27 protein-coding genes are annotated in these 25860 nt (G+C 42.4%); 3 read left to right on the forward strand and 24 right to left on the reverse strand.

What is annotated here, in order from left to right; translation table 11 throughout:
* Positions 1-16: 16 nt before the first annotated feature.
* The 7 genes from NST57_RS18210 to prfA all read right to left on the reverse strand — a co-directional run bounded on the left by NST57_RS18210 (position 17) and on the right by prfA (position 5723).
* Positions 17-571 (reverse strand): manganese efflux pump, encoded by a 555-nt coding sequence (locus NST57_RS18210; protein ID WP_142152983.1) that lies wholly within the window; start codon positions 569-571, stop codon positions 17-19.
* Positions 572-631: 60 nt separating this feature from the next.
* Positions 632-1684, reverse strand: a complete 1053-nt coding sequence (locus NST57_RS18215) for an L-threonylcarbamoyladenylate synthase (RefSeq protein ID WP_341299013.1) — start codon at positions 1682-1684, stop codon at positions 632-634.
* Between the two features lie 161 nt (positions 1685-1845).
* Complete coding sequence (locus NST57_RS18220) at positions 1846-2289, reverse strand: general stress acyl- n-acyltransferase (protein ID WP_142152987.1); 444 nt, start codon at positions 2287-2289, stop codon at positions 1846-1848.
* Between the two features lie 63 nt (positions 2290-2352).
* Positions 2353-3003, reverse strand: a complete 651-nt coding sequence (gene spoIIR, locus NST57_RS18225) for a stage II sporulation protein R (RefSeq protein WP_142152989.1) — start codon at positions 3001-3003, stop codon at positions 2353-2355.
* Positions 3004-3161: 158 nt separating this feature from the next.
* Positions 3162-3641 carry a hypothetical protein gene (locus NST57_RS18230; protein ID WP_142156124.1) on the reverse strand — a complete coding sequence of 160 codons (480 nt, stop codon included), beginning with the start codon at positions 3639-3641 and terminating at the stop codon, positions 3162-3164.
* 137 nt (positions 3642-3778) lie between these two features.
* On the reverse strand, positions 3779-4666 hold the full coding sequence (gene prmC / locus NST57_RS18235) for a peptide chain release factor N(5)-glutamine methyltransferase (protein WP_142152991.1): 888 nt from the start codon (positions 4664-4666) through the stop codon (positions 3779-3781).
* Positions 4656-5723 carry a peptide chain release factor 1 gene (prfA, locus tag NST57_RS18240; RefSeq protein WP_008343422.1) on the reverse strand — a complete coding sequence of 356 codons (1068 nt, stop codon included), beginning with the start codon at positions 5721-5723 and terminating at the stop codon, positions 4656-4658. Before prfA ends, prmC begins: the two co-directional genes overlap by 11 nt.
* Positions 5724-5933: 210 nt before the next feature.
* Between prfA and racA the strand changes: the two genes are divergently transcribed.
* A complete protein-coding gene (gene racA / locus NST57_RS18245) occupies positions 5934-6479 on the forward strand; it encodes a chromosome-anchoring protein RacA (protein ID WP_341299014.1) in 546 nt (181 codons plus the stop codon).
* A 35-nt stretch (positions 6480-6514) separates the two neighbouring features.
* On the opposite strand, the gene NST57_RS18250 is transcribed toward racA, so the two are convergent.
* From NST57_RS18250 to NST57_RS18295, 10 genes are all read right to left on the reverse strand, one after another.
* The gene (locus NST57_RS18250) at positions 6515-7471 is read right to left on the reverse strand and encodes an AEC family transporter (RefSeq protein ID WP_007497662.1); all 957 of its coding nucleotides are present in this window, start codon (positions 7469-7471) and stop codon (positions 6515-6517) included.
* Between the two features lie 91 nt (positions 7472-7562).
* Entirely contained in the window at positions 7563-9263 is a 1701-nt protein-coding gene (gene malS / locus NST57_RS18255; protein ID WP_341299015.1) for an oxaloacetate-decarboxylating malate dehydrogenase, read from the reverse strand.
* A 279-nt stretch (positions 9264-9542) separates the two neighbouring features.
* Positions 9543-10145 (reverse strand): thymidine kinase, encoded by a 603-nt coding sequence (locus NST57_RS18260; protein WP_341299016.1) that lies wholly within the window; start codon positions 10143-10145, stop codon positions 9543-9545.
* Between the two features lie 87 nt (positions 10146-10232).
* Positions 10233-10433 carry a 50S ribosomal protein L31 gene (gene rpmE, locus NST57_RS18265; RefSeq protein WP_003215407.1) on the reverse strand — a complete coding sequence of 67 codons (201 nt, stop codon included), beginning with the start codon at positions 10431-10433 and terminating at the stop codon, positions 10233-10235.
* 130 nt (positions 10434-10563) lie between these two features.
* Positions 10564-11847, reverse strand: coding sequence for a transcription termination factor Rho (gene rho, locus NST57_RS18270; protein ID WP_007497667.1), 1284 nt, complete (start codon positions 11845-11847; stop codon positions 10564-10566).
* Between the two features lie 364 nt (positions 11848-12211).
* A complete protein-coding gene (gene glpX / locus NST57_RS18275) occupies positions 12212-13177 on the reverse strand; it encodes a class II fructose-bisphosphatase (RefSeq protein WP_142152997.1) in 966 nt (321 codons plus the stop codon).
* 32 nt (positions 13178-13209) lie between these two features.
* A complete protein-coding gene (locus NST57_RS18280) occupies positions 13210-14499 on the reverse strand; it encodes a UDP-N-acetylglucosamine 1-carboxyvinyltransferase (protein ID WP_007497673.1) in 1290 nt (429 codons plus the stop codon).
* A 245-nt stretch (positions 14500-14744) separates the two neighbouring features.
* Positions 14745-15383, reverse strand: coding sequence for a fructose-6-phosphate aldolase (fsa, locus tag NST57_RS18285; protein WP_003215343.1), 639 nt, complete (start codon positions 15381-15383; stop codon positions 14745-14747).
* 111 nt (positions 15384-15494) lie between these two features.
* Entirely contained in the window at positions 15495-16352 is an 858-nt protein-coding gene (locus tag NST57_RS18290; protein WP_142152999.1) for a class II fructose-bisphosphate aldolase, read from the reverse strand.
* Positions 16353-16530: 178 nt separating this feature from the next.
* The gene (locus NST57_RS18295; RefSeq protein ID WP_003214681.1) at positions 16531-16905 is read right to left on the reverse strand and encodes a response regulator; all 375 of its coding nucleotides are present in this window, start codon (positions 16903-16905) and stop codon (positions 16531-16533) included.
* A gap of 180 nt (positions 16906-17085) precedes the next feature.
* Between NST57_RS18295 and NST57_RS18300 the strand changes: the two genes are divergently transcribed.
* A complete protein-coding gene (locus NST57_RS18300) occupies positions 17086-17616 on the forward strand; it encodes a DUF2529 domain-containing protein (protein ID WP_341299017.1) in 531 nt (176 codons plus the stop codon).
* A 41-nt stretch (positions 17617-17657) separates the two neighbouring features.
* Here NST57_RS18300 and pyrG read toward each other — a convergent pair whose 3' ends face one another.
* Both pyrG and rpoE read right to left on the reverse strand, forming a co-directional pair.
* A complete protein-coding gene (pyrG, locus tag NST57_RS18305; protein WP_017360053.1) occupies positions 17658-19265 on the reverse strand; it encodes a glutamine hydrolyzing CTP synthase in 1608 nt (535 codons plus the stop codon).
* A 238-nt stretch (positions 19266-19503) separates the two neighbouring features.
* Entirely contained in the window at positions 19504-20040 is a 537-nt protein-coding gene (gene rpoE, locus NST57_RS18310) for a DNA-directed RNA polymerase subunit delta (protein WP_341299018.1), read from the reverse strand.
* A gap of 370 nt (positions 20041-20410) precedes the next feature.
* Between rpoE and NST57_RS18315 the strand changes: the two genes are divergently transcribed.
* On the forward strand, positions 20411-20890 hold the full coding sequence (locus NST57_RS18315) for a DUF2798 domain-containing protein (RefSeq protein WP_142153007.1): 480 nt from the start codon (positions 20411-20413) through the stop codon (positions 20888-20890).
* 13 nt (positions 20891-20903) lie between these two features.
* Here NST57_RS18315 and NST57_RS18320 read toward each other — a convergent pair whose 3' ends face one another.
* The 5 genes from NST57_RS18320 to NST57_RS18340 all read right to left on the reverse strand — a co-directional run bounded on the left by NST57_RS18320 (position 20904) and on the right by NST57_RS18340 (position 25772).
* Positions 20904-21191 carry a hypothetical protein gene (locus NST57_RS18320; RefSeq protein ID WP_445818801.1) on the reverse strand — a complete coding sequence of 96 codons (288 nt, stop codon included), beginning with the start codon at positions 21189-21191 and terminating at the stop codon, positions 20904-20906.
* 239 nt (positions 21192-21430) lie between these two features.
* Positions 21431-22573: an acyl-CoA dehydrogenase gene (locus NST57_RS18325; RefSeq protein ID WP_045033918.1), complete on the reverse strand. Its 1143-nt coding sequence runs from the start codon at positions 22571-22573 to the stop codon at positions 21431-21433.
* A gap of 16 nt (positions 22574-22589) precedes the next feature.
* Positions 22590-23702, reverse strand: coding sequence for an acyl-CoA dehydrogenase family protein (locus NST57_RS18330; RefSeq protein ID WP_142153011.1), 1113 nt, complete (start codon positions 23700-23702; stop codon positions 22590-22592).
* A gap of 11 nt (positions 23703-23713) precedes the next feature.
* Positions 23714-24577, reverse strand: coding sequence for a 3-hydroxybutyryl-CoA dehydrogenase (locus tag NST57_RS18335; protein WP_142153013.1), 864 nt, complete (start codon positions 24575-24577; stop codon positions 23714-23716).
* 19 nt (positions 24578-24596) lie between these two features.
* On the reverse strand, positions 24597-25772 hold the full coding sequence (locus tag NST57_RS18340) for an acetyl-CoA C-acetyltransferase (RefSeq protein ID WP_142153015.1): 1176 nt from the start codon (positions 25770-25772) through the stop codon (positions 24597-24599).
* Positions 25773-25860: the final 88 nt, after the last annotated feature.

Below are 25860 nucleotides of genomic sequence, written 5' to 3' on the forward strand. Positions count from 1 at the left end.
TATGTAAGGAGATTGGTTAGAGCGGAAATAATAATTTGATTCCAAAGGCTAGTAAAATGAATCCGCCAAGCGCTCCGCTATATGAACCTACCCATGACCGAACCTGTTTACCGAGTAATAATCCGAGCCATGTGAGCATCATACTAAAAAAACCGAACAACAAAATGGTCATCAGCACCTGAGAACCGTAAATCCCCAGGCTTAAGCCAACGGAAAAACTGTCTAAACTCACACTTGTTGCAAAAAGAACGAGACCGGCCCCAACAGGTGCGATAAATGGCTTATCTTCTTTGCGGATAGAAGCAATGATCATTTGCAGCCCCAGCACCAAAAGCAGCGCCCCGCCAATATAAGTTGCTAGGAGCCCAAGCCAGCCAGATAAAAGCTGACCTGTCAGCATGCCAAAAAGAGGCATAAACATATGAAATATCCCAATGACAAGTCCAATATAAATGATCTGGCGGAACCTCAGCTGAATCATCCCCATGCCGAGCCCAACCGAAAAGGCATCCATTCCAAGTGCAAAAGCCATGATACTGAGTGTCAGCAATTCGCCAGCTAGTTCGTTCATGTAAATCCCCCTTGGACACGCATTCTCCTTTAACCTATGTTTGTCCAAGAGAGGTTAGAACTATTTGAACGAAGAGAGGGTACGCCCTCCTGCCGCTTTTTGCAGACGGTTCATGATCGCAGATCCAACTCCCTGCTCTGAGAAGGCTTCTGAAATAATCAAGTCTACATCCGTTTCATCAAATTGTCTCAGCACACGATATAAGTTCGCCGCAACCGTTTCAGGCTTTTCTCTCCATCCACAGCTAAAAACAACATCTGCAGCAAACCATTCCTTCTTTTCTTCTGTCGTCAGCACACCTACTTTTAGCCCTTCAGCTCGGTACTTTTGAATGTGCAGCTGCATGTCTTCATCACTTCCATGAAATATATACATTTGTGCTTCAGGTGCATAATGTGTGTATTTCATTCCCGGCGATACAGGTGCCTCATCCTTTTTCGTCAGCCCTGGATCCATGTTGACCGTTCCTACGACCTCTTCTAACGCTTCTTTTGTAATACCGCCCGGCCTTAAGATCACTGGAATCTCGTCTATACAGGATACAACCGTTGACTCCACCCCAATACCTGTTGAACCACCATCGACAATGCCAGCAATTCTCCCATCAAGATCACTTGCGACATGATTCGCAAGTGTTGGCGACGGTTTTCCCGAACGATTGGCACTTGGTGCGGCAATCGGCAGACCAGCTGCTCGGATAAGTTCAAGCGCAACAGGATGATCAGGCATTCTTACGCCTACTGTAGATAAACCCGCTGTCACCTGCTTTGATAATGCGCCCGGCTTACAAGGTAGAACAATGGTGAGAGCGCCTGGCCAAAAGGCATCCATCAGCGCTGTTACTTTTTCATTTTCTATTTGCGCAAATTCATGAAGCTGTTGAACGTCCGCAATGTGAACAATCAACGGATTATCACTTGGGCGTCCTTTCGCTTCATAAATTTTCTTCACAGCCTCTGTCTCTTTTGCATTTGCCCCTAGTCCATACACCGTTTCTGTCGGAAAAGCGACCACTTCATTCTGCCGCAACAACAGAGCTGCTTGTTCAATTTGTGGATAGTATGTGGATAAATCCTTTTTTAAATCCACAGACCACCTTTTTGTATTTAACATCATACAAACTCCTTTTAAAAAAGATAAAACTGTTGATATATCTCAATTATCCTTTTGAAAGTATAAAAGATGATGCTAAATAAAACAAGCGTTGTCCACAATTTGTGGATAACGCTTGTTTAACAGTGGATAAGTATGTGTATAAGTCCGGTGTTTTGTGATTAACTAGCTGTTTTTTGCAGCACAACCGCCTGTTCTTTTCCCAATGACTCTTTTGCATGCGCAGATACCCACACACTTTCTGGGATTTCCTCTATAGGTGTAAAACCCATCAGCGCTAAAAAATCATGTGAGGAGGAGTGATTAGCTACCACATAAAAGGTGTCCACACCTTGTTTTTCCCCTAGCGTTTGAATACTTTGGAACAGAGAAACGATGTGCCCCTGACCAAGTTTATCTGATATCACAAGTGATCTTAGCAATCCTTCTTGTTCATTTAGTCGTTCAAGACCTAAACAGCCTGCGAGCTCACCGTCTGCATCTTCCATGACCACAAATGACGTACGCTCTGCAATCGTCACCCCGCTTTTCGCTTGGCCTTTTTCAAGAAAAGCATTAATGGCCGGGGCATCTTCTTCTGTCGCTATTCTTAATTGATAATACATGCTTTCACCTCTTTTTGTTCTCTTACTTCAACTCTATGAGGCAAAAACAGATTTAGACCTTTTTTAAGAGAAAAGACTAGAGACCCATTCAAACAGAAAGAATTTCACTTCACCCGTCTCTTCTTCTTTTACCACTTCATTGACAGATTCATTTGATGGCTCTGCAGCTACCTGCTCTTTATCATCTCCTTCTGGTGAGGCGATCGCTTCTCCGTTTGAAAAATCGATAAAGCAGAGAGGTGGGAATAACACACACCACCAATTGGCTCCGTCTCCTTCTCCTAACGTAATCAAAATGGCTTCATATTTCCCAGCAGGATAAACAATGTTGCCATAAAGCTTTGTTGGAAATGAGGCTTTTTGAAAACTGACCGATACGGGTTGATCAATGTGTTGTTCCTTTAATTTTGCTTTGGCGATACGATTGATGTCTGGAAGCTTTGAACGAATCACACGTCTAGCTTCTTCAATGGATGTGAGGTCTTTCACCCACTCCGTTATATTGGCATTGACCTCATCTCGAATACTTCTCTTCACATCTTGATCCGCCGACCGGTCACTATTGGCTAAAATACGTAAACGAATGGCTTCATCTGGAATCACAACAGGCTGATTGGCAGATGCAGCTGCCGTCTCTTCTTTTCCAAGGTTTACAAAAGCACCACATAATAATAGAAACATATAAAGACAAATCATCATTTTACTTTTGAACATGATGTGTTCCCCCCCACTTTTTCTCTTCGCTACAAACATTGTGTCCAGGAAACGCATCTCGTAAACAGCAAAAATGATTTTTTTAATAGATTATGAGGTCAGTCTCTTTATGAGGGGAACGAATCAACCTTTCTCCCGCATGCAAAAAGCCGTTCAACTTATGAACGGCTTTTTAGTGAGGATTGGTAATCGGAAGGGTACAATCTCCCATCCCAATCTCGGCTGATTTTTATTCCCGAATCTGTTTTGATAACTGTCATTGCGCCTTTTTTCTCAATTTCCTTTTTGACCTTTCCTTTATGGTCAATAAATTGAATGATCATTTCATAGTCAAATTCAATACTGTCATCGCTTTCATCTGAAGGTGTAAACGTAATTTTTTTCAGTTTAATTTGACAATCTTGATCTTTTGCTGCTTCTAATACACTTGGAAACATGCTGTCTTGTGTATATTCTTGATATTCATGCTCGGTTAAATAATCCTTTAACTTCTCCTTCATGTCAGATAGGTCATCCGTTCGATTCACTGTGTATTGTGCTTTTTTATAGTTTTCTCCAAATGCTGCTGCTTCTTTTTTAAAGCTCGGTTTACCACAAGCACTCACAATCAATAGTACACTGACGATGACCAACACCATCGCATACCTTCTGTTCACACCATTCGCTCCTTCAAAACAAATTTATGTAAAAAATCATGATCAGAATGTTCATTCTTCTATATATACGTTTCCCTTTTACCATAAGTTTCATCTTTACATAATAAAATAGTCCGACTTTATTCAGCCGGACTTCCGTTTTGAATGTGTGCGCAAACCGCTCGATCCTTTCCGTTGATGTCCTTGATGATATGAACATCAGCTGAAGGGAACGCCTGCAAAAGAAGCGCTTTTACATCTTGTGCTTGTGTATGTCCTATTTCAAAGACAACCACTGCTTGCTGATGAAGTACCTTGTGGAGATCACAGACGATACGCTCATAAAACCACAGGCCATTACGCCCATCTGTCAGCGCATTGACAGGTTCATGCTTTGTGACAACCTCTGATAAACCATCCATTTCTTCTGCCGCAATATAAGGCGGATTGGAAATAAACACATCGACTTTGATGCCTTGAGCCATAATCGGTTCAAGTAAATCCCCTTGGACAAAATGAACGTCTGCACCAAGCGCTTCTTGATTTCGCTTTGCGACTTCGAGTGCTTCATGTGAAATATCCGTCGCTGTCACAGAGACGGTTTCTTTTTCAAGAGCTAACGTAATCGCAATTGCACCGCTGCCTGTGCCGACATCAACTGCTTTGAGCGGCTGATCATCAGGAAAAACGCGATTCATCATATTCAATGCCGCCAGCACCACTTCCTCCGTTTCAGGACGAGGAATCAGAACATGTTTGTTTACCTCAAAAGGACGCCCATAAAAAAATTCAACACCCGTTAAATGCTGAACAGGCACTCCACGCTTGTGCTGCGCTACGAACTCGCTGAATTGTGAATCTTGCTCCTCTAGCAGTGGATCATGAAAACGAGCAAGAAGCTCACTTCTGCTCCATCCAAGCACATGCATCAACAATAACTCTGCTGCGTTTTGGTCTCTGCCCGCTTCCGTTAACAAAGAAGAAGCCCATTTAAGGGCTTCAAAGATCGTTCGCTCTTTATTTTGCATTTTGAAGTTTTCTTGCTTGGTCTTCCATAATTAATGCATCAATGACCTCGTCAAGTTTTCCTTCTAAAATTTGATCAAGCTTTTGAATCGTCAATCCGATACGGTGGTCCGTCACGCGGTTTTGCGGGAAATTGTACGTACGGATACGCTCTGAACGATCCCCTGTTCCAACAGCAGATTTACGGGTTTGATCATATTCAGCTTGTGCTTCACGCTGGAATTTATCATAAATTCTCGCACGCAAAACTTTCATCGCTTTTTCTTTGTTTTTGATTTGTGATTTCTCATCCTGACAGGAAACCACTACACCTGTTGGAAGGTGAGTTAAACGAACAGCAGACATTGTGGTATTGACACTTTGTCCCCCAGGTCCACTTGATGCGAATGTATCCACACGAATATCTTTTTCGTGGATATCGATTTCAACTTCCTCAGCCTCTGGTAATACAGCAACTGTCGCTGTTGATGTATGAATCCGTCCGCCTGATTCTGTTTCAGGAACACGCTGCACGCGGTGTGCACCGTTTTCAAACTTTAGTTTAGAATATGCACCTTTACCGCTAATCATAAAGATAATCTCTTTATAACCGCCCGTTCCAGTAACACTCGCTTCCATGACTTCCGTTTTCCAGCCTTGCATTTCAGCATAACGGCTGTACATACGGTACAGGTTTCCTGCAAAAAGCGCAGCCTCTTCTCCGCCCGCTGCACCACGAACCTCCACAATAACGTTCTTATCGTCATTCGGATCTTTCGGGATCAGCAAGATTTTCAGCTCGTCTTCTAAACGTTCTGTTTCCTCTGTGAGCTCTGAAATTTCTTCTTTGACCATATCGCGCATGTCGGCATCCAGCTTATCTTCAAGCATGGCTTTCGCATCACTTAGCTGATCGTATGCCGCACGATATTGTCTATATACCTCAACAGTTTCTTGAATATCAGATTGTTCCTTCGAGTATTCGCGAAGCTTCTTAGGGTCGTTCACCACTTCAGGGTCACTTAAATATTCATTTAGCTTTTCATAGCGTTCTTCGATTGATTTTAAACGGTCTAACATGGTCTTCACCTCTGTTTTGTGCGTAACAGTCTAATTATAGTATAGCGGGGTATGACAGTCAAAAAAATTTCCAAAACAATTGATTTTCTGCAATTTTTCACTAGAAAACACGATCTTTGGCGATTGGTTACTTGTTTTGTCTAATGCGAAGGAACAGGTGTCCACGAAAGAGAATGGTACTTATAAATGAAAAAAGGGAGGGCATTTGGTTTGAATACAAATGAGGTTGCAAAGGAAATTGGTGTATCTTCAAAAACTATTCAGCGCTGGGTCAAACAGCTGAACATCCCTGTCGCCCGGAATGAACTTGGACATTACGAATTTCATGATGACATTGTCCAGCTGCTCAAAGAGGTCAAACACCAAATGAACGAAGGTGTGATCCTCCATGACATTAGACTACCGATCCATGAAGAAACCGCCCAGCAATTATCACCTACTGTAGAAACTTCTGACTCATCAAAACGGATAGAAGCCTTAGAAGAACAAGTGAAACAGCTCCTTCAGCAGCAAACACACGTCAGTCATATTGAAGCCCGTTTTCAAGAAATGGAACGGAAACTCGCTAAGAAAGCAGATGAAGGTGTTTCCTACCAGCTCCTCCAGCACAGAAGAGAAATTGAAGAATTAACTGCAAAATTAGAATGCCTCACAGCCACATTGACCAAACCACCAAAAGAAGAAGAAAAGGAGAAGGCACACCCTGAAATGAAAAAAAAGCGTGTGCTCTTCCCTTTGTTTCATTCATTTCGCTAAAAAAGGCTGCCTCGTTAGGCAGCCTTTCTACTATATTATACGGTAAGTGCAATAATGATCGGTAATGTAATGAGTGACATGATCGCACTGATCACAAATGCAGATGCTGTTTCTGCTTCCTGTTTCTCAAATCGAGTTGCAATCATGGCCGCAACAGCTGAACCTGGGAAGGCAACAAGTAATACAGCTTTTGTAATTTCATCCGCTGAAAGTCCCATAAGAATGGCGATAAAATACATAAGTAACGGTTGTACAGCTACTTTGAGCAATGCGATACTGAAAGCTGGTAAGCTCAGTTTAATTTTGCGGATACCGACTGTGACACCGACTGCAAAGAGCGCAACCCCTGATGTCACACTTCCAATTTCCTCTAGCATTTCATGTCCGATTTCAGGAAGTTTAAATCCTAAAAGAACAAGAATGATACTTGCTAACGGTGCAAGCGCAAGCGGCTCTGATAAACCGTGCAAAATCGCTTTCGTCGTCATTTTTAGGAAACTTTCGCCGTCTTTGGCTTTTCCTTTTGTTTTTTCACCGACAGTTGACACAATAATAGCAATTGGATCAAGCAATGCATTTACAACTATTCCGGTAATAGCAATCGGAATTGCAACTTCTTGGGCCCCAAATAAACTGCCCAAGACCGGAATCCCCATAAATGCAAAGGTCGGTTGTGCTGAGTTTAATGAGAAAACAGATGAATCTGTTAAATCATATTTAAAAGCAAATTTCGTAACTAAAAGGATAATGATATAAAAGCCTACGATTCCGAGAATCAATGCAACGAAAAATGGAATTTGACTATAGAATTTATCTTTTGGTGTTGACAGAATGCTGGCGATAAAGTGCGCTGGCAAAGCATACTTTGTAACAAGTGTACTTACACCTTTAGCAGATTTAGCGTCATAGCTGCCGAAGTTCCCTGCGAACCAACCCAGCGCGATAACGAAAAAAATCGGTGCTAGGAGGATCAAAATATTTAAAAAGTCCATCTTACTATTCCTCCTTGAATCCTTTACATGTTTCTTATTTTATAGCGGCATTGCTTACATTACCCGAAACAATGCCGCGTTACACATTTTATTATGCTCTTACAATTTTTTTATATTCAGGAATCCACATGGCATCTTTCACAGCTTGTTCAATGTTGTCAGGTGTTTTTCTAGCGACACCATCTTCAATTGCTGATTTTGCTACTTCAACAGCTACCTTGATTGATACTTCTTGCAATTTATCAATGCTTGGAAGCAGTCCAGCGCCTGGTTTTTCATGATCAACCATTTCAGCGATCGCATTTGCAGATGCAACGAACATGCCTTTTGTGATAATTTTTGATTCTGTTACGATCGAACCAAGACCAAGTCCAGGGAAAACGAACGCATTGTTTGATTGTCCGATTTCATGTTCAATTCCGTTATACTCAACATTTTCAAATGGGCTTCCAGTTGCAACAAGCGCACGGCCGTCTGTCCATTTAAATAAATCTTCTGGCACTGCTTCAGCAAGCGGTGTTGGGTTAGACATTGGCATGATCACTGGACGCTCTGTATGAGCTGCGATTTCTTTAATAATTTCTTCAGTGAATGCGCCGCCTTGACCCGATGTACCAATAAGAATGGTTGGTTTCACCCTGCGAACAGCTTCAGCAAATGAGATTTGTCCTTTTTCATCACGAGCCCAGCCTTCTACTTCATCAGAAGAACGAAGGTATGGTTTTTGGAAATCAAGCACTTCATCTTCAAACTGATCTGTTAGCAATCCTCTGTAGTCTAATGTCCAGAAGGCATTGTTTGCTTCTTCTTCACTTAGACCTTCAAGAACCATTGTGTCACGCATTTGATCGGCGATTCCAATTCCAGCTGATCCAGCTCCGAAAATCATCACACGGTGATCTTTCAGTTGAGTACCAGTTTTCTTGACAGCTGCAAGAACACCCGCTAAAGTAATGGCACCAGTACCTTGGATATCATCATTGAATGTTAAGATATTGTCGTTGTATTTTTTCATGATGTTACGCGCATTTTTGTTTCCAAGGTCTTCCCAGTGAAGCAATGCTTTCGGGAAGAATTTAAGTGCTGCTTTTACATACGCATCAATGAACTCTTCGTATTTTTCACCTTGTACACGTTTGTGGTGGTTCCCGATGTACAATGGATCATTCAATAATTTCTCATTGTTAGTTCCAACATCTAATACAACTGGAATGACGCGGCTTGGATCAATCCCTGCTGCAGCCGTGTAAACAGCTAATTTACCGATTGCGATGTTGATACCACCAACACCCCAGTCACCAATTCCAAGAATGCTCTCTGAGTCAGTTGCTACGATGAGGTCGATGTCGCCTGCTGTTGCATGTAAGTTTTCAAATGCTTTCTCAATGCCATCAATGTTGTCGATTGAAAGGTAGACACCATGAGGTCTTCTGTATTCATGGCTGTATTCTTGAATCGCTTCACCAACAGTAGGTGTGTAAACAACAGGAAGCATTTCACGAAGCTTGTCTGATATAAGCTTATAGAACAACACTTCGTTACGGTTTTGCAAATCACTTAAGTATACGTTTTGACGAAGACGATCTGGCTGTGCTAGAAATTGCTTGTACGCTCTCTCTGCTTGTTGTTCTAAAGTCAGAACAGTTGGAGGAAGTAAGCCTTCTAGTCCAAGCTCTTGTCTTTCTTCTTCAGAGAAAGCAACGCCTTTGTTCAACGTTGGAATCGATAATACATCTTTACCTGTCAAAGTGGTTTCGAGGTACCCTTCTTTTGTTTTCTTCACGTTGTTCATCAAAAACTACCCTCTTTCTAAAATATAAATAAAGTGAACTATTAATACAAAGAACGATCAAGGAGAAAAATCCTTAATCAAAAAAATTATGACAAGAAATCGAACTTTTCGTTTAAATGCTTTACACTACAGTTAGTCATTTTATGCCTGCTTATACCAAAACGCAAGCGTTGAAAATTAGATAATTTTTTCGTAGCGTTATTTAATTTATTTAAGTACAAATGATGGGTGTTCAGCCAAAATCTCGAAAAACGAAACACAGCGGCATTTGCTATTTTTTTAATTGTCAAGTGTTGTACCAACATCTAGTTTTGGTACTTCATGGTGATGTCTGCATCGTGCTTCGTATGATTCCTGCGCACCTACTAAAATAATGGGATCATCATAGGATGCGGGTTTACCGTCGATCAAGCGTTGTGTTCTACTCGCTGGGGAGCCGCATACCGAACAAACTGCTTGAAGTTTTGTTACAAGCTCTGCACATGCCATTAAATGCGGAACAACACCAAATGGCTCTCCTCTAAAGTCTTGATCAAGGCCTGCAACAATGACTCGGTAGCCTTTATCAGCCAATTGAGTGACAATGTCAATGATTGTCTCATCAAAAAATTGCACCTCATCAATGCCAATGACATCGGTTCGTTCTGATATGTGCGTTATTATGTCTTTTGGTGAGGCTACTGCAATCCCATCGACCGATGAACCGTTATGTGACACAACTGAGCTTGTGCTATACCGGTTATCAATCGCTGGTTTGAATATTTTTACTTCTTGTTTGGCAAAGGTGGCTCTTTTGGCTCTCCGAATCAATTCTTCCGACTTTCCAGAAAACATACTTCCGCAGATGACTTCAAGCCAACCGCTTTGTTTCATCACATACATAAGGTCTTCTCCCCCGTTTTAAAGTTCCATCAATCCACGTAAAAAAACAGGCAAGAACGGATTCCTGCCTGTTTATTGTATCTATTATTACTTAAGACCGTATTTTTTGTTAAAGCGGTCAACACGTCCATCAGCAGAAGCGAATTTTTGACGGCCTGTATAGAAAGGATGGCACTCAGAGCAAATCTCGATGCGTACCTCTTCTTTTACTGATCCAGTTTCAAACTCATTTCCACAAGCGCATTTGACTGTAGCTTTTTTGTAGTTAGGATGAATTCCTGTTTTCATCTACTGTCATCTCCTTCCGCCCTGAATCCAATTCGGAAACAGAGTTAATATCTCAGAATAAATTCTGAAACGCACATGATAAAATTATAACAGTGTGAGTCTATGATTGCAAATGTATTTTTTCAGGAAGCTATCTTCTTGATGCAGACATATTTGCTTGTTTCCACTCTTGCGTTAAAATATCGAAAAATTCTTGGTTTGTCTTTGTTTTTCTCATTTTGCGCATGAATTTCTCAGCAAAATCAGGTGTATCTGACATCGATTTTCTCATCGCCCATAGACGATCAAGATGCTCTTTTGGCACAAGCAATTCTTCTTTTCTTGTACCGGAACGACGAATGTCGATGGCTGGGAAAATTCTTCTTTCTGCAAGAGAACGATCTAAATGGAGCTCCATGTTCCCTGTTCCTTTAAACTCTTCATAAATCACATCATCCATACGTGATCCCGTATCAACAAGTGCAGTCGCTAAAATGGTCAAGCTTCCACCTTCTTCGATGTTACGAGCAGCACCAAAGAAACGTTTTGGGCGATGGAAAGCAGCTGGATCAATACCACCAGAAAGTGTACGGCCGCTTGGCGGGATGACCAGGTTGTATGCACGGGCAAGTCTTGTGATGCTGTCCATTAAGATGATGACATCTTTTTTATGTTCAACTAGACGCATCGCACGCTCTAATACAAGCTCTGCTACTTTAATGTGGTTTTCCGGTACTTCGTCAAAGGTTGAGCTAACGACATCACCTGCAACAGAACGTTCGATATCTGTTACTTCCTCTGGACGTTCGTCAATAAGAAGAACAATCAGTTCTGCCTCTGGATGATTTTCAGAAATGCTGTTGGCAATTTCTTTGAGTAAAATGGTCTTCCCTGCCTTAGGCGGCGCAACAATTAATCCACGCTGTCCAAAACCAACTGGTGCCATCATGTCCATAATTCTAGTAGACAGATGATTAGGCTGTGTTTCAAGAATCATTTGACGATCAGGGAATAGCGGTGTGAGAGCAGGAAAGTGAACACGTTCCTTTGCTGATTCTGGGTCGTCCCCATTTACCGCTTCTACATGAAGGAGGCCATAGTAGCGTTCATTCTCTTTTGGAGGTCGTACCTTTCCAGACACCTTATCACCATTTCTTAAATCAAAGCGTCTGATTTGTGAAGCAGAAATATAAATGTCTTCAGAGCTTGGGGAATAGTTAATTGGTCTTAAGAAACCAAATCCCTCTGACTGAATAATTTCTAGAACCCCTTCCATAAATAAGAGATCCTCTTGCTCAGCGTTTGCCTTTAAGATAGCAAAAATTAATTCTTTTTTTGTTAGTTTGCTGTAATAAGAGATTTTGTACTTTTTTGCTAACTCATACAGCTCTTTTAATTTCATATTTTCCAAAGATGAAATCGAAACATCTTTCAATATGGACACCACACTTTTCTAGTCAATGTATTTCATCACAAATGCATGACCATTGTATTTGATTAGCTTTTAATTCCATTTTTGTTGGAATGACCTTGCTCTCATGGTAACGCTCCCACTCGTTTTATCGTAAAGATAGGAACAATGTGAAATAGAGCTTTGTCAACATAGAGAAGGATAATGAGTATATCGTCATGATGCGGCAGTATTTAAACTTGTTGAAGCTTAAAAGAAGTAAATTCGCAGAAAATTTCGCAGCACTCTTTAGTTTTACCTCATTTGCAGGGAATATTCAACTTTAAAAAGAAAATGATATATATTTGACACTTATATGAAAAGCGGGTAAAGAATACCCGCTTTCAGATTACGGACGAATGACAAGATTCGGTTTTTTCTTTAAACTGTGTCTGCCATCGACGAATCGAACAGTACCTGATTTCGCACGCATGACAACACTATGTGTTGTTCCAACAGAGCCTTTAAATTGAACACCTTTTAATAACTCGCCATCTGTTACACCTGTCGCTGCAAAAATGGCGTCATCGCCTTTCACGAGGTCTTCCATTCTGAGGACTTTTCCAACATCCAGTCCCATTTTCTCACAGCGTCTCAGCTCTTCTTCACTTTGTGGAAGAAGCTTACCGTGGATTTCTCCACCAAGTGCTTTAAGCGCAACAGCAGAAAGGACACCTTCAGGCGCTCCACCTGAACCAAATAGAATATCAACACCTGTGTGATCAAATGCTGTATTAATGGCTCCTGCAACGTCACCGTCATCAATTAGTTTGATTCTTGCTCCAGCTGCTCTCAGCTCAGCAATGATCTTTTCATGTCGCTCTCTGTTTAAAATTGTCGCAACGACATCTTCAATATCTTTGTTTTTCGCTTTTGCAACAGCACGAAGATTGTCAATGACAGGCGCTTCAATGTCGATGCAGCCTACGGCTTCTGGACCTACTGCGATCTTATCCATGTACATATCAGGTGCATTCAGCAAGTTGCCATGATCTGCAACAGCGATAACAGCCAAAGCATTCCAGCCGCCGCTTGCCACAATATTTGTTCCTTCCAATGGATCAACAGCGACATCCACGCGAGGTCCATATCCGTTTCCAAGCTTTTCCCCAATATAAAGCATTGGCGCTTCGTCCATTTCTCCCTCGCCGATGACCACAGTTCCCTTCATCGGAATCGTATCAAATACATCACGCATGGCACTTGTTGCAGCATCATCCGCTTCGTCTTTTAAACCTCTACCCATCCAACGAGCAGACTTTAATGCAGCTGCTTCTGTCACCCGTACTAGTTCCATCGATAAACTTCTTTCCATTTTTGTCCAAATCTCCTCTCACAGTCAAAGCCTTATGAATTTTGAAGTTCTTCTATTTCTTGGTCATTCAGCTTTTCACGCCAGATGGTTGCACCCAAGCCTTCAAGCTTCTCCTCAAGCATACTATATCCTCTGTCTATATGTTCAAGCCCTGTGATTTCGGTCACACCGTCTGCCATTAACCCTGCAACAACGAGACAAGCACCTGCTCGCAGATCACTTGCTTTGACCTTTGCACCTTGAAGCTGCGTTTGACCTGTAATAATGGCAGATCTTCCTTCCACCTTCATGTTAGCACCCATTCGACGCAATTCGTCAATGTGTTTAAAGCGGGCAGAGTAAATGGTATCTGTCACGACACTCGTGCCTTTTGCCTTTGTTAACAAAGCCGTCATCGGCTGTTGAAGATCGGTCGGAAAGCCTGGATACACAAGGGTTTTGATATCGACAGGCTTGAGTCCTTCATTTCTGCCAACAATCAGCATTTGATCGTTGCTTGTTTCAATTGTGAATCCCATCTCTCTAAGTTTCGCCGTAATTGATTCTAAATGAGTTGGGATCACATTATCAAGCACAACTTCATCCCCCATCGCTGCACCTGCAATTAAAAATGTACCTGCTTCTATGCGGTCAGGGATGATGGAATGCCTGCAGCCATGAAGAGATTCCACACCTTCGATCCGAATCACATCCGTTCCCGCACCTTTGATTTTAGCTCCCATGCTTGCAAGCAGTGTCGCTACATCAATAATTTCGGGTTCTTTTGCGGCATTTTCAATCACTGTTTTTCCTTCAGCCAGCACGGCTGCCAGCATGATGTTAATGGTCGCACCTACACTGACAACATCAAGATAAATTCGGGCTCCGACTAATTTTTCAGCGCGCAAATAAATCGCACCCTGTTCGTTTGTCACCTCGGCTCCAAGTGCTTCAAAGCCTTTGATATGCTGATCGATCGGTCTAGGTCCTAAGTGACAGCCTCCTGGCAATCCAATGACAGCCTGCTTGAATCTACCGAGCATGGCGCCCATTAAATAATAGGATGCTCGCAGTTTCTTCACTTTCCCATTCGGAAGCGGCATACTGATCATGGAGGCAGGATTGACAACCATTTCACCTTTTTCAAAAGTGACCTTTCCGCCAATCTCTTCTAACAGATCTCGTAATGTGTCAATATCTGAAATATGCGGAAGGCCTTCAATGGTTACTGGAGAATCAGCGAGAATCGTGGCAGGAATCAGTGCCACAGCACTATTTTTCGCACCACTAATATGTACGGTCCCGCGCAAGGGGTCACCGCCGGCAATGTTTAACTTTTCCATATTTGTCTCCCTTCTTAAAGAAGATCACTGTTGGAGTTATACTGTTTGTGGATGTCGCGCTTTAAAAGGTCTTGTCCAAAATTTAGCCAATATCAAGAGAAAGAATACAGGTTAAACGAAATTTGTCGGAAGAAAAATAATCGAAGCTTTGCGAGGCTGTGATGTTCTCTTCTTTGCACAAAACATTTCTTAGCGTATTTAAGGAAAACTGCGGCAAACGGATGCGTATCCGTCTGCCACAATCATTATTTATTCCAGTCTGCTAAAAATTGCTCAATGCCTGCATCCGTTAATGGGTGTTTTGTCAGCTGCTTGATGACTTTCAGTGGCATTGTGCCGATATGAGCACCTCTAAGTGCAGCTTCTGTCACATGCTGCGGGTGACGAATGGATGCAGCAATGATTTGTGTATCTAATCCATGAACATCAAAAATGGTTTTCACTTCACTAATGAGATCAAGACCATTTTGGCCAATGTCATCTAAGCGGCCGAGGAATGGAGAGACATACGTCGCACCAGCTCTAGCTGCAAGAAGTGCCTGGTTTGCACTAAAAATCAACGTAACGTTTGTTTTGATTCCAAGGTCTGTTAACGCTTTGACCGCTTTAAGACCGTCTGTTGTCATTGGGATTTTAACTGTGATATTTGGTGCAATAGCAGCAAGCTCTTTTCCTTCTTCGATCATTTCTTCTGCTTTGAGGGAAATGACTTCCGCACTAACTGAACCTGATACCACGTCGGTGATTTCACGAAGGCGGTCGTGGAACGATACGTCCTTTTCTTTCGCTACTAAACTAGGGTTTGTTGTCACACCTGCTAAAATGCCAAGCTCGTGTGCTTCTTTGATGTCTGCAATATTCGCTGTGTCTACGAAAAATAACATAACTGTGCCACTCTCCTATCAATAAATTGTCTGAAATGTACATTTGATTGCGCTTTCTCAAGATATGGAGAAAACCGCCTGTGATTCAGGCGGCTTTCATTTCTCATCAAATTATGCTTGGTTAGAAGAACCAAATTCGCGCATTTTGCCGATAACAGTCGCTTTAATTGCGTCACGAGCTGGTCCAAGATATTTACGTGGATCATACTCTTCTGTTTTTGCAGCAAGTGTTTCGCGAACTGCTTTCGCAGAAGCAATTTGGTTTTCAGTGTTTACATTGATTTTTGCTGTACCAAGTGAAATCGCACGCTTGATGTCAGCAGTTGGGATACCTGTTCCGCCGTGAAGAACAAGTGGAAGTCCAGTTGTTTTACCGATTTCTTCCATTTCAGTGAAACCAAGGTTTGGTTCACCTTTGTATGGACCATGAACTGAACCTAGTGCAGGTGCAAGGCAGTCAATACCAGTACGTTCTACAAGCTCTTGGCACTCTTTTGGATCAGCATAAATAACGCCCTCAGCGATGACGTCGTCTTCTTGTCCACCAACAGTTCCAAGCTCAGCTTCTACAGATACACCGTGGAAATGTGCAAGCTCAACTACTTTTGCAGTTGTAGCTACGTTCTCATCAAATGGATGGTGAGAAGCATCAATCATCACAGAAGTAAATCCTGCATGAATGGCTTTTGCACAAGATTCAAAGCTTGAACCGTGATCTAAATGAATCGCAACAGGAACTGTTACATTATATTCTTCGATTAACGCTTTTACCATTGCGACAACTGTTTTGAAGCCGCCCATGTAGCGTCCTGCTCCTTCAGATACTCCTAAAATAACTGGAGATTTCTCTTCTTCAGCAGCTTGTAAAATCGCTTGCGTGAATTCTAAGTTATTTAAGTTAAACTGTCCAACAGCGTAACCTTTTTCCTTTGCGTCTTTCAACATTTCTGTCATTGAAACTAAAGGCATGATGAAAAATCCTCCCTATGTAGCTAATTTGCTTACTAAAAAAAGCTCTCCACCCTAGCATGACCAGAATTTCTCGCCATATGTAAACTTTCAAAGTCAGATCGCTTTCTTCTTCTTATCTAGAATACCAATTATTCGACAAATCGGCAACAGAATGACTTGATTCAATCATTTCCATCTAGCCATTTGTTTCGAGCGGCAAGTATTCTTTGACTGCATCACGGATTTCATCAATATCAAATGGTTTAGCAAAATGCGTTAATGCACCGAGCTCTTTAGACTCTTGAATCATATCTAGTTCGCCATAAGCTGTCATAATGATCACGCGGATGTCTTCATCAATTAATTTCATGCGTTTTAAAATCTCAATGCCATCCATTCCGGGAATTTTCATATCAAGCAGGACGAGGTTTGGTCTATGGTTTTTCACAATATCTAATGCCTGTAGTCCATTAGCGGCTTGAAAGGTTTGATAGCCTTCTTTATGAAACACTTCATTCAGCAATATTCTAATACCGTACTGATCATCGACAATTAAAATTTTCTCATTCATCTGTTACACCCCATTGCTTTCATTTTTCGCCATAAAAAGAGCTGTTGTTAAATAATTCTGTTTGATTTTCACATTTCCTTTAATTATAATAGTTTACTTTACGACATTTTCTGAGCATTTTTCCTAATATTCTCTTTATATTCTATTATAAAATGATCTGACCGAAGGAGGAAATGAGTCTTGTTAAAAATTTTCACTACCCAATTATCAGGTATTTTTTCACGTATTGGAGATAAGCAAGCCGAAGCGATCGAAGACGGTGCACGCCTTCTTGCTCAGGCCGTTGTCAGTGGACATGCCGTGTATTTTCATGGCAAGAATGAACTGGCGGCTGTAGCCTTAGAGGCATCCGAGAGCAAGGAGCCGTTTCCTGGTGCGAAGGTTCTGCCGCTGGATCAAAAGGAACGCAGCTTACTTCATCCAAGTGACAGGGTGCTTTTATTTTATTCAGATCCAGCAGATCAAGAGATTCAATCCTTTGTCAAAGAGCTGCACGAACAAGGTACACCTATTGTCGGTGTCGGTCCTGCACAAAAGGAGACGTCATCCATTGAAGAGCATTGTGATGTCCACATTGATTTTCAGCTCAAAAAACCACTTGTGCCTGCTGAAGATGGAACAAGGTTCGGCTATCCTGCACTGATGACCTGCTTATATGTCTACCATGCTCTATCGTTTACTGTGAAAGAAATCGTTGAAGAATATGAATAAAAAAACTGCCGAGAAGATGATATTCTCGGCAGTTTTTTGTTTTATTTTGATTCAGATGCCTGTAGTGAAGCACCAACGAAATCTCTAAATAACGGCTGTGGTCTTGTCGGTCTTGAAATGAATTCTGGGTGGAACTGAGAAGCAAGGAACCATGGGTGATCCTTCAGTTCAATGATTTCAACAAGGCGTCCGTCTGGGCTTGTACCAGAGAAGACAAAACCTGCTGCTTCCATTTGCTGTCTGAATTCGTTATTAAACTCATAGCGATGACGGTGGCGTTCGTACACGACTTCGTCATTGTATGCAGCAAATGCTTTTGAGTCTTCGTTTAATTTACAAGGGTATAGGCCGAGGCGAAGTGTTCCACCTAAGTCATCAACATCCTTCTGTTCTGGAAGAAGGTCGATGATTGGGAATGCTGTTTCTGGATCAATTTCAGCGGAATGTGCTCCCTCTAAACCTAGTACGTTTCTCGCATATTCGATAGATGCGACTTGCATACCTAAGCAGATTCCGAAGAATGGCACTTTGTTTTCGCGCGCATATTGTGTTGCAATGATTTTCCCTTCTACTCCGCGGTCTCCGAAGCCTCCAGGAACAATAATGCCGTCTACATCTTGAGCGAAATCAGCCATATTTTCTGCTGTGACTTCTTCTGCGTTGATCCATTTGATTTGAACATCCGCATCAAATGCATAGCCCGCATGACGAAGTGATTCAACGACAGAAATGTATGCATCTTGCAGCTCAACATATTTCCCTACAAGACCAATTGTGACTTGTTTTGAAAGGTTTTGCACTTTATCAACAAGCGCCGTCCACTCCGTCATGTCCGCATCTTGACAGTCAAGCTTCATGTGCTCACATACAAGCTTGTCTAATCCTTGTTTTTGTAAATCAAGCGGAATTGAATAAAGGGTATCTGCATCCTGACATTCGATGACTGCTTTCGTATCAATATCACAGAATAGCGCAATTTTGTCCTTCATGTCTTGTGCCAATGGCATTTCAGTTCTGACCACAATGACGTTTGGCTGAATACCAAGACTGCGAAGTTCTTTTACACTATGCTGTGTTGGTTTTGTTTTCAGTTCGCCTGCTGCACGGATGTAAGGAACAAGGGTACAATGAATGTACATCACGTTTTCACGGCCGATGTCACTCTTCATTTGACGAATCGCTTCAAGGAATGGAAGGGATTCGATGTCTCCTACTGTTCCACCGATTTCTGTAATGACCACATCTGCACCCGTTTCTTTTCCGGCACGGTACACACGGTCTTTGATTTCATTTGTAATGTGGGGAATAACCTGTACTGTTCCACCTAAGTAGTCGCCGCGGCGCTCTTTCTTCAAAACAGTAGAGTAGATTTTACCTGTTGTAACGTTGCTGTACTTATTTAAGTTAATGTCAATGAAACGCTCGTAGTGACCTAAGTCAAGGTCTGTTTCAGCACCGTCGTCTGTAACAAATACCTCACCGTGCTGGTATGGACTCATTGTCCCTGGGTCTACGTTGATATATGGATCAAATTTTTGAATGGTGACATCCATCCCTCTATTTTTCAGAAGGCGGCCTAACGATGCAGCCGTGATCCCTTTTCCAAGTGAGGAAACAACTCCTCCTGTTACAAAAATATACTTTGTCATTTCGTATGCTCCTCTCTTTTTTACCCTTGCATGACTAGACATGCACAGCTTCATCCTTTTAGAGTGTATCCCTAAATCTCTTGAAAAATAAGAAAGCTCCCTTTCAAATAAATGAAAGGGAGCGTAAATGAACGTATCTTTACGTACTCTTTTTTAGAGAGCCCAAAATACATACTACATAGTTCGCTCTGGAAAGTCAAGACGGTTTTGTCCTGTTTTCAGGACCGGTTTGTGAGGGTTATTTGTCTTCCTCATCATCGTCTAAATCGTCTTCATCAATTTCCGTTAAGCCGTCATCATCTTCATCATCATCTTCGTCGAAGTCTTCTATCTCTTCATCGATTTCTTCATCATCTAGGTCAAGGTCCTCGTCGTCTTCAACAAGATCAAGATCTTCTTCAAGCTCGTCGATTTCTTCTTCCTCTTCAATCTCATCGAAGTCTTCTTCAACGACAGCTGCTTTTGTTTTTTTCTTTTTCGCTTTTGTTTTCACAGCTGGCTGAACTTCTTCTTCGATTTGATCAACTGGATACCAGCTGCGAAGTCCCCATCTCTGATCACCTAACGAAATAAAGCGGCCATCTATATTTAAGTCTGTATAAAATTGAGCAAGTCGATCATCAAGATCGGATTTTTGTATCCCTTGCAAACGGACCATTTCATCTATTAACTCGGAAAACGTAATCGGTGTTTTGCTGTCTCTGAAAATTTCATAAGCAAGTTCAACTAAAGACATGTGCTTGAGCTGTTCCTGTGAGTATTCTTTCAAACTCAAGGTCAGACACTTCCTTTCTATTACATGTATGTATCCATTTATCAGTGAAATAATAAGTATTTATACCTTATTCTTACGACAAACCATACCTCTCATTATAAACAAATTAGGGGAGTTTATGCCACCTTTATTGATGTTAATTTTTGATTTTTTCACAAGAGGAGCCTCTAGCAGTCAATCATTTGCACCGAATTGGCATAATTCATGTGTGAAGCACACATTTTGCATGCTTTTTTGTCTTCCCTTTTGATGAATAAAAAGCCATTTACTCTTCTAAAAAAGGAAATTTATTCCTTCACAAAATGTTCACTTACGACGAATTGAAACAAAAATCTATAATAAATAGACTAATTTTGAGAGGTTGATCGATTTGCCAATGACAAAAAAAGAAGATATTCAATTTGGTGTCTTGATGTGTTTTTGTATGTTTTCAGTGATGTTCTTTTATAACCTATTTCTAAATGGACGGCTTGGACATATGACATGGTTAGAAGGTGTACTCACCTATGTGATCGGTTTTGCCATCACTTTGTTGATTGAGATGTGTATTGTTGGGCCTTCAGCAAAAAAAGCAGCCAGCCGTTTTGCCCCAAAAGGCAAGAAAATCTATTTTATTCTCACTCTTTCTCTCTGCATCGTGTTTGGGATGGTGTGTCTCATGTCTTTATGCGGATATGTCGTTCAAAGCATCAGCACAGGATTTCAAACACAATCGATTGTATCTGATTACTTTACGATTTTCGGCCATAATGTCATTTTGGCGCTCCCTTTGCAGATGTTGATTATGGGACCGCTTGTCCGTTTTGTTTTTTTCAAATGGGTGAAATCAAAACAGCCCGCAGCGGTTTAGTCGAATGGATATGTTACAGCTGGATATTCTGAAATAATGAAAAAACCAAAGGTACGGTGAGTAAAGTGCCCGCAGACATGAGTACAATGAGTTTTCTGCGGCTGTTTTCTTTTTCTTCCTTCTTTTTTGGAGACTTTGAAAGCTCTGTGGAGACCATAATCCATATGATCATCGTGACGATTCCTAAAATGCCAATAAATGTTGTGTTCATCATGATAACCTCCATTTTGATTCTTTTTCCAATTTTACCATAACGCTCAGTTGATATGAGATCATATTGGAGAGATTTCACATTTGACATAAAAAAGACCACCTCATCTCAGGTGGCCTCAGATTGTTGACAAAGGGCTAAAATGTACTTTATTTTAGCCCTTTGTCTTCTTTTCAGCGTGATAGAAAACCTTTGAATTCTAGGAAGGACGAGTACCGGCGCGAAGCGAATTTGACATTCGTGAGCACCGGCACGCAGGACTGACACCGAATGCGAGGGTTTGTCTACACGCTGAGACCATCTCATATCAGGTGGTCTTTGCTTCGTTTCTACATATCTAGCAGTTTCCGTGAGATGACCAGCCGCTGAATTTCTTGTGTGCCTTCATAGATTTGAGTGATTTTCGCATCACGCATATACCGTTCGACTGGGTAATCCTTTGTATAGCCGTATCCACCGAAGATTTGTACGGCTTCTGTCGTCACCTTCATGGCTGTATCACCGGCAAAGAGCTTGGACATAGCTGATTCTTTCCCATATGGGAGCCCTTTTGTTTCAAGCCATGCTGCCTGATAGGTGAGCAATCTTGAGGCCTCAATTGCCGTTGCCATATCCGCTAACTTAAAAGCAATGCCTTGCTGCTGAATGATTGGTTTGCCGAATTGTTTCCGCTCCTTTGCATAATTGACTGCTGCATCCAGAGCTCCTTGAGCAATCCCAACAGCTTGTGCGGCAATACCGTTTCTGCCGCCGTCAAGTGTCATCATCGCTATTTTAAACCCCTCTCCTTCTTGACCAAGCCGGTTCCTTTCGGGTATACGACAGTCTTCAAAGATGATTTCTGTCGTTGGCGATGAGCGGATGCCCAGTTTGCTTTCTTTTTTGCCTATTGAGAAGCCTTGAGTCTCTTTTTCTACAATAAAAGCGGTTGTATTGCGGGATGAAGCATCCTGGTCAGTGACGGCAAACACAATATAATAATCTGCAATGCCTCCATTTGTAATAAAAATCTTCGCCCCATTTAAGACGTATTCATCTCCTGCTTTTACTGCTGTTGTTTTCATTCCGCCGGCATCTGAGCCCGAGCCGCTCTCAGTGAGTGCGTATGCACCGATCTTCTGCCCCTCTGCAAGCGGCTTTAAATACGTCTCCTTTTGCTCATCTGTTCCGAATGTATAGATCGGCCATGAGGCGAGTGATGTGTGAGCAGACAGGGTGACGCCTGTTGAGGCGCACACTCGTGAGAGCTCCTCAACCGCTATGACATAAGCCAAATAATCACTGCCAATGCCCCCATTTTCTTCTGGCCAAGGGATTCCCGTTAAACCAAGCTCTGCCATTTGACGAAAAATAGCGGGATCATACGATTCTGTTTCATCTCGCTCTGCTGCTGTTGGCTCCACTTCATTTTTCGCAAAATCTCTCACCATTTTTTGTATCATTTCGTGTTCGTCACTTAATTGGAACTGCATCATGAGCCACCTCACTTCATATTAGCTGTTTACAAATAACCAGCCTTTGTATTTCACTTGTTCCTTCATAAATCTCACAAATTTTCGCATCACGAAAGTACCGCTCTGCTCGGTATTGCTTCGTGTAACCGGCTATACCAAGCAAATGGATAACTTCTGTACTAATATCAACCGCTGTTTTAGACGCAAATAACTTCGCCATCGACGCTTCCTTCGTGACAGGGCGATTGGCCTCTTTATAAGAAGCCGCTTGATAGACAAGAAGTTTTGCCGCTTCTAGCTTGGTGCCCAGATCGCCTAACCGAATGGTCGTTTCAAGGCCAGCTGGATTTTGCTTTAAATACGTCACCGCCTCAGCTAATGCGGCTTCTGCAATGCCGAGGCTTTGAGCCGCAATGCCAATTCTCCCAGCATTTAAGCTAGACATGGCAATCCGAAAACCTTCTCCTTCTGCACCGAGCAGCTGTTTTTTTGGAATTTGAACACCGTCAAAATGAAGCGCGACTGTTTTTGATCCATGCAGACCCATCTTCTTCTCATCTTTTCCGATCGTAAATCCAGGTGTCCCTTTCTCCACAATAAACGCTGATATATTTTTCTTAGTAGAAGCAGGGTCTGTCACGGCAAATACAAGATAGACTTCCGCTTCACCGCCGCTTGTGATAAAAATTTTCGTTCCATTTAACACATAGTAATCGTCTGCCCGCTCTGCTTTTAACTGAATACTAGAGGCATCTGATCCTGCCTTCGGTTCAGTTAGACAAAAAGCGCCAAGCTTCTGCCCGGACGCAAGCTTGGGAACATAGGATTCTTTTTGTTCAGTTGTTCCAAACGCCAAAATCGGCATCGTCACAACGGATGTATGAACGGATACAATGACACCGATGGTTGCACTTACTTTGGATAATTCATGAATTGCCATGATATAGGTTGTAAAATCTGCCCCTAATCCGTGATACTTATCTGGGATCGGAATGCCTAAAAAGCCTTGCCGACCCATTTCAGCTAAAAGCGTTTTCGGGAACACGCCCTGTTCCATCGCTTCTACTTCTGGGAAGACATGCTGGCGTGCAAATTTTGCTACTCGTTTTCTCCAAAGACGTTGTTTTTCTGTCAGCAACACATCCATCTTGACTCCCCCTATGAGTGGTCGTGGTAAGTGTAAAAACCTCTCTTTGTCTTTTTGCCCAGCCAGCCTGCGTTCACATATTTTTTCAAAAGAGGACAAGGTCGATATTTGCTATCTCCAAGACCCTCGTGAAGGGTATTCATAATAAATAAACAAGTATCGAGCCCGATGAGGTCGGCGAGACGAAGCGGGCCCATTGGATGGTTCATTCCAAGCGTCATGATGCCGTCAATACTTTCTATATCTGCCACGCCTTCATAAAGGGTGTAAATGGCTTCATTAATCATCGGCATTAAAATGCGATTTGACACAAAACCGGGGAAGTCTTCCACTTCAATTGGCGTTTTGTCTAATGTCTTTGCTGTATCAAAAACAACTTGGTACGTGGCATCATCCGTTTGCAGCGCACGGATCACTTCAACAAGTTTCATCACGGGAACTGGATTCATAAAATGCATGCCAATCACTTTCTCTGGCCTGTTCGTCACGGCTGCTAATTCTGTGATCGACAAGGAAGACGTATTTGTCGCAAATATCGTGTCATCAGGTGCAAATTGATCGAGGGTTTCAAAGATTTGTTTTTTGATCTTCATTTGTTCAGATGCTGCTTCAATCACTAAATGCGCCTGCTGTACATCCTTTAAATCTGTTGAAACAGCCAGCCGCTGTGTAATATCACGGACTGCCTGATGTGCCAGCTTTCCTTTTTCTGCTCGTTTCGTCAGTTGTTTGGTCATAGAGGAAATGGCTCGATGAATCTGCTCCTCTGCCGTATCATGGAGCAGGACTGTATAACCTGACTGTGCAAATACTTGGGCAATACCCGAGCCCATTTGCCCAGCCCCAACGACCATGACGGTCTCTTCTATACTCATGACAATGAACGCCTCCCTTTTAATCCACCTTGATCATGATCGCATCACCTTGACCCCCGCCGCTGCAAATCGCCGCAATGCCGAGCCCGCCGCCTCTTTGTCTGAGTGCATGGATCAAGGTCAATATAATACGTGTTCCGCTTGCTCCAATCGGGTGACCAATCGCGACGGCCCCTCCGTTCACATTCATTTTCCGCCGATCCAGTCCAAGAATTTTTTCGCATGCCAATGCCACCGCTGAAAAAGCCTCATTGATTTCAAACAAATCGATATCCTCTACTCGCTTCCCTGTTTTCTTTAACACTTTTTCGATGGCATAGGCTGGTGTTTTCGGAAAGTCCTTTGCCTCTACTGCTACTTGCGCATGCCCAAGCACAACTGCCATAGGTTTTTCACCTTGCTGCATGGCGTATGTGTCTTTCATTAATAGAAGCGCACTTGCACCATCATTGACACCAGGTGCATTGCCAGCGGTGATCGTACCTGCCTGATCGAAAACGGGCATCAGCTTTGACAAACGTTCATATGACGTATCACGCCGCGGGGCTTCATCTTCTGAAATCAGCTGATCTCCTTTTTTATTCTTGACGGTAACGGGGATGATCTCATTTTTTAAAAAGCCGCTTTTTTGCGCCTCAATGGCTCGTTCATGACTTCTTAACGCCCAAAGGTCTTGTTCTTCTCGTGTGATGCCGAGTTCTTTCGCCGCCATGCTTCCATACTCACCCATATGAACACCTGTAAACGAACAGGTTAATCCATCTAAAATCATGGCATCTTGTACTGCACCATCTCCCATTTTGTAACCCCATCGTGCTTTTTTTAGAAGATAAGGAGCATGGGACATGGATTCCATACCGCCTGCCACGATGACCTCCGCATCTCCCGCTCGAATGATTTGATCGGCTGTCGTGACACTGCGCATTCCTGAAGCACAGACTTTGTTGATGGTTTGTGTCGGAACCGACCAAGGAAGATCTGCATGTCTAGCTGCCTGCCTTGAAGGAATTTGACCCTGTCCTCCTTGAAGGACACTGCCCATGATGACTTCATCCACTTCATGAACATTTGAGGCTCTTTCCAGCGCAGCTTTTATCGTCATCCCCCCTAATTCTGCAGCAGTCAAACGACTTAAAGTTCCACCTATTTTTCCAAACGGTGTTCTCGCTCCAGATACAATGACCGTCGTGCTCATTTCTTTCCCCTCCTATTTGTTACCGCTTACATAATTACTGGACAATTCATAAAACATCGGCAAGCCAGCGACCGATGAACAGTATATC

This window comes from Bacillus sp. FSL M8-0077 (assembly GCF_038050255.1).
Classification (GTDB): Bacteria; Bacillota; Bacilli; order Bacillales; family Bacillaceae; genus Bacillus; species Bacillus altitudinis.

Excerpts from the sequence above, each read along its gene's own strand:
- NST57_RS18210 (WP_142152983.1), bottom strand. The coding sequence starts at position 571 with ATGAACGAACTAGCTGGCGAATTGCTGACACTCAGTATCATGGCTTTT.
- NST57_RS18215 (WP_341299013.1), bottom strand. The coding sequence starts at position 1,684 with ATGTTAAATACAAAAAGGTGGTCTGTGGATTTAAAAAAGGATTTATCC.
- NST57_RS18220 (WP_142152987.1), bottom strand. The coding sequence starts at position 2,289 with ATGTATTATCAATTAAGAATAGCGACAGAAGAAGATGCCCCGGCCATT.
- spoIIR (WP_142152989.1), bottom strand. The coding sequence starts at position 3,003 with ATGTTCAAAAGTAAAATGATGATTTGTCTTTATATGTTTCTATTATTA.
- NST57_RS18230 (WP_142156124.1), bottom strand. The coding sequence starts at position 3,641 with ATGGTGTTGGTCATCGTCAGTGTACTATTGATTGTGAGTGCTTGTGGT.
- prmC (WP_142152991.1), bottom strand. The coding sequence starts at position 4,666 with ATGCAAAATAAAGAGCGAACGATCTTTGAAGCCCTTAAATGGGCTTCT.
- prfA (WP_008343422.1), bottom strand. The coding sequence starts at position 5,723 with ATGTTAGACCGTTTAAAATCAATCGAAGAACGCTATGAAAAGCTAAAT.
- NST57_RS18250 (WP_007497662.1), bottom strand. The coding sequence starts at position 7,471 with ATGGACTTTTTAAATATTTTGATCCTCCTAGCACCGATTTTTTTCGTT.
- malS (WP_341299015.1), bottom strand. The coding sequence starts at position 9,263 with ATGAACAACGTGAAGAAAACAAAAGAAGGGTACCTCGAAACCACTTTG.
- NST57_RS18260 (WP_341299016.1), bottom strand. The coding sequence starts at position 10,145 with ATGTATGTGATGAAACAAAGCGGTTGGCTTGAAGTCATCTGCGGAAGT.
- rpmE (WP_003215407.1), bottom strand. The coding sequence starts at position 10,433 with ATGAAAACAGGAATTCATCCTAACTACAAAAAAGCTACAGTCAAATGC.
- glpX (WP_142152997.1), bottom strand. The coding sequence starts at position 13,177 with ATGGAAAGAAGTTTATCGATGGAACTAGTACGGGTGACAGAAGCAGCT.
- NST57_RS18280 (WP_007497673.1), bottom strand. The coding sequence starts at position 14,499 with ATGGAAAAGTTAAACATTGCCGGCGGTGACCCCTTGCGCGGGACCGTA.
- fsa (WP_003215343.1), bottom strand. The coding sequence starts at position 15,383 with ATGTTATTTTTCGTAGACACAGCGAATATTGCAGACATCAAAGAAGCA.
- NST57_RS18290 (WP_142152999.1), bottom strand. The coding sequence starts at position 16,352 with ATGCCTTTAGTTTCAATGACAGAAATGTTGAAAGACGCAAAGGAAAAA.
- NST57_RS18295 (WP_003214681.1), bottom strand. The coding sequence starts at position 16,905 with ATGAATGAGAAAATTTTAATTGTCGATGATCAGTACGGTATTAGAATA.
- pyrG (WP_017360053.1), bottom strand. The coding sequence starts at position 19,265 with ATGACAAAGTATATTTTTGTAACAGGAGGAGTTGTTTCCTCACTTGGA.
- NST57_RS18320 (WP_445818801.1), bottom strand. The coding sequence starts at position 21,191 with ATGTCAAATGTGAAATCTCTCCAATATGATCTCATATCAACTGAGCGT.
- NST57_RS18325 (WP_045033918.1), bottom strand. The coding sequence starts at position 22,573 with ATGCAGTTCCAATTAAGTGACGAACACGAAATGATACAAAAAATGGTG.
- NST57_RS18330 (WP_142153011.1), bottom strand. The coding sequence starts at position 23,702 with ATGGATGTGTTGCTGACAGAAAAACAACGTCTTTGGAGAAAACGAGTA.
- NST57_RS18335 (WP_142153013.1), bottom strand. The coding sequence starts at position 24,577 with ATGAGTATAGAAGAGACCGTCATGGTCGTTGGGGCTGGGCAAATGGGC.
- NST57_RS18340 (WP_142153015.1), bottom strand. The coding sequence starts at position 25,772 with ATGAGCACGACGGTCATTGTATCTGGAGCGAGAACACCGTTTGGAAAA.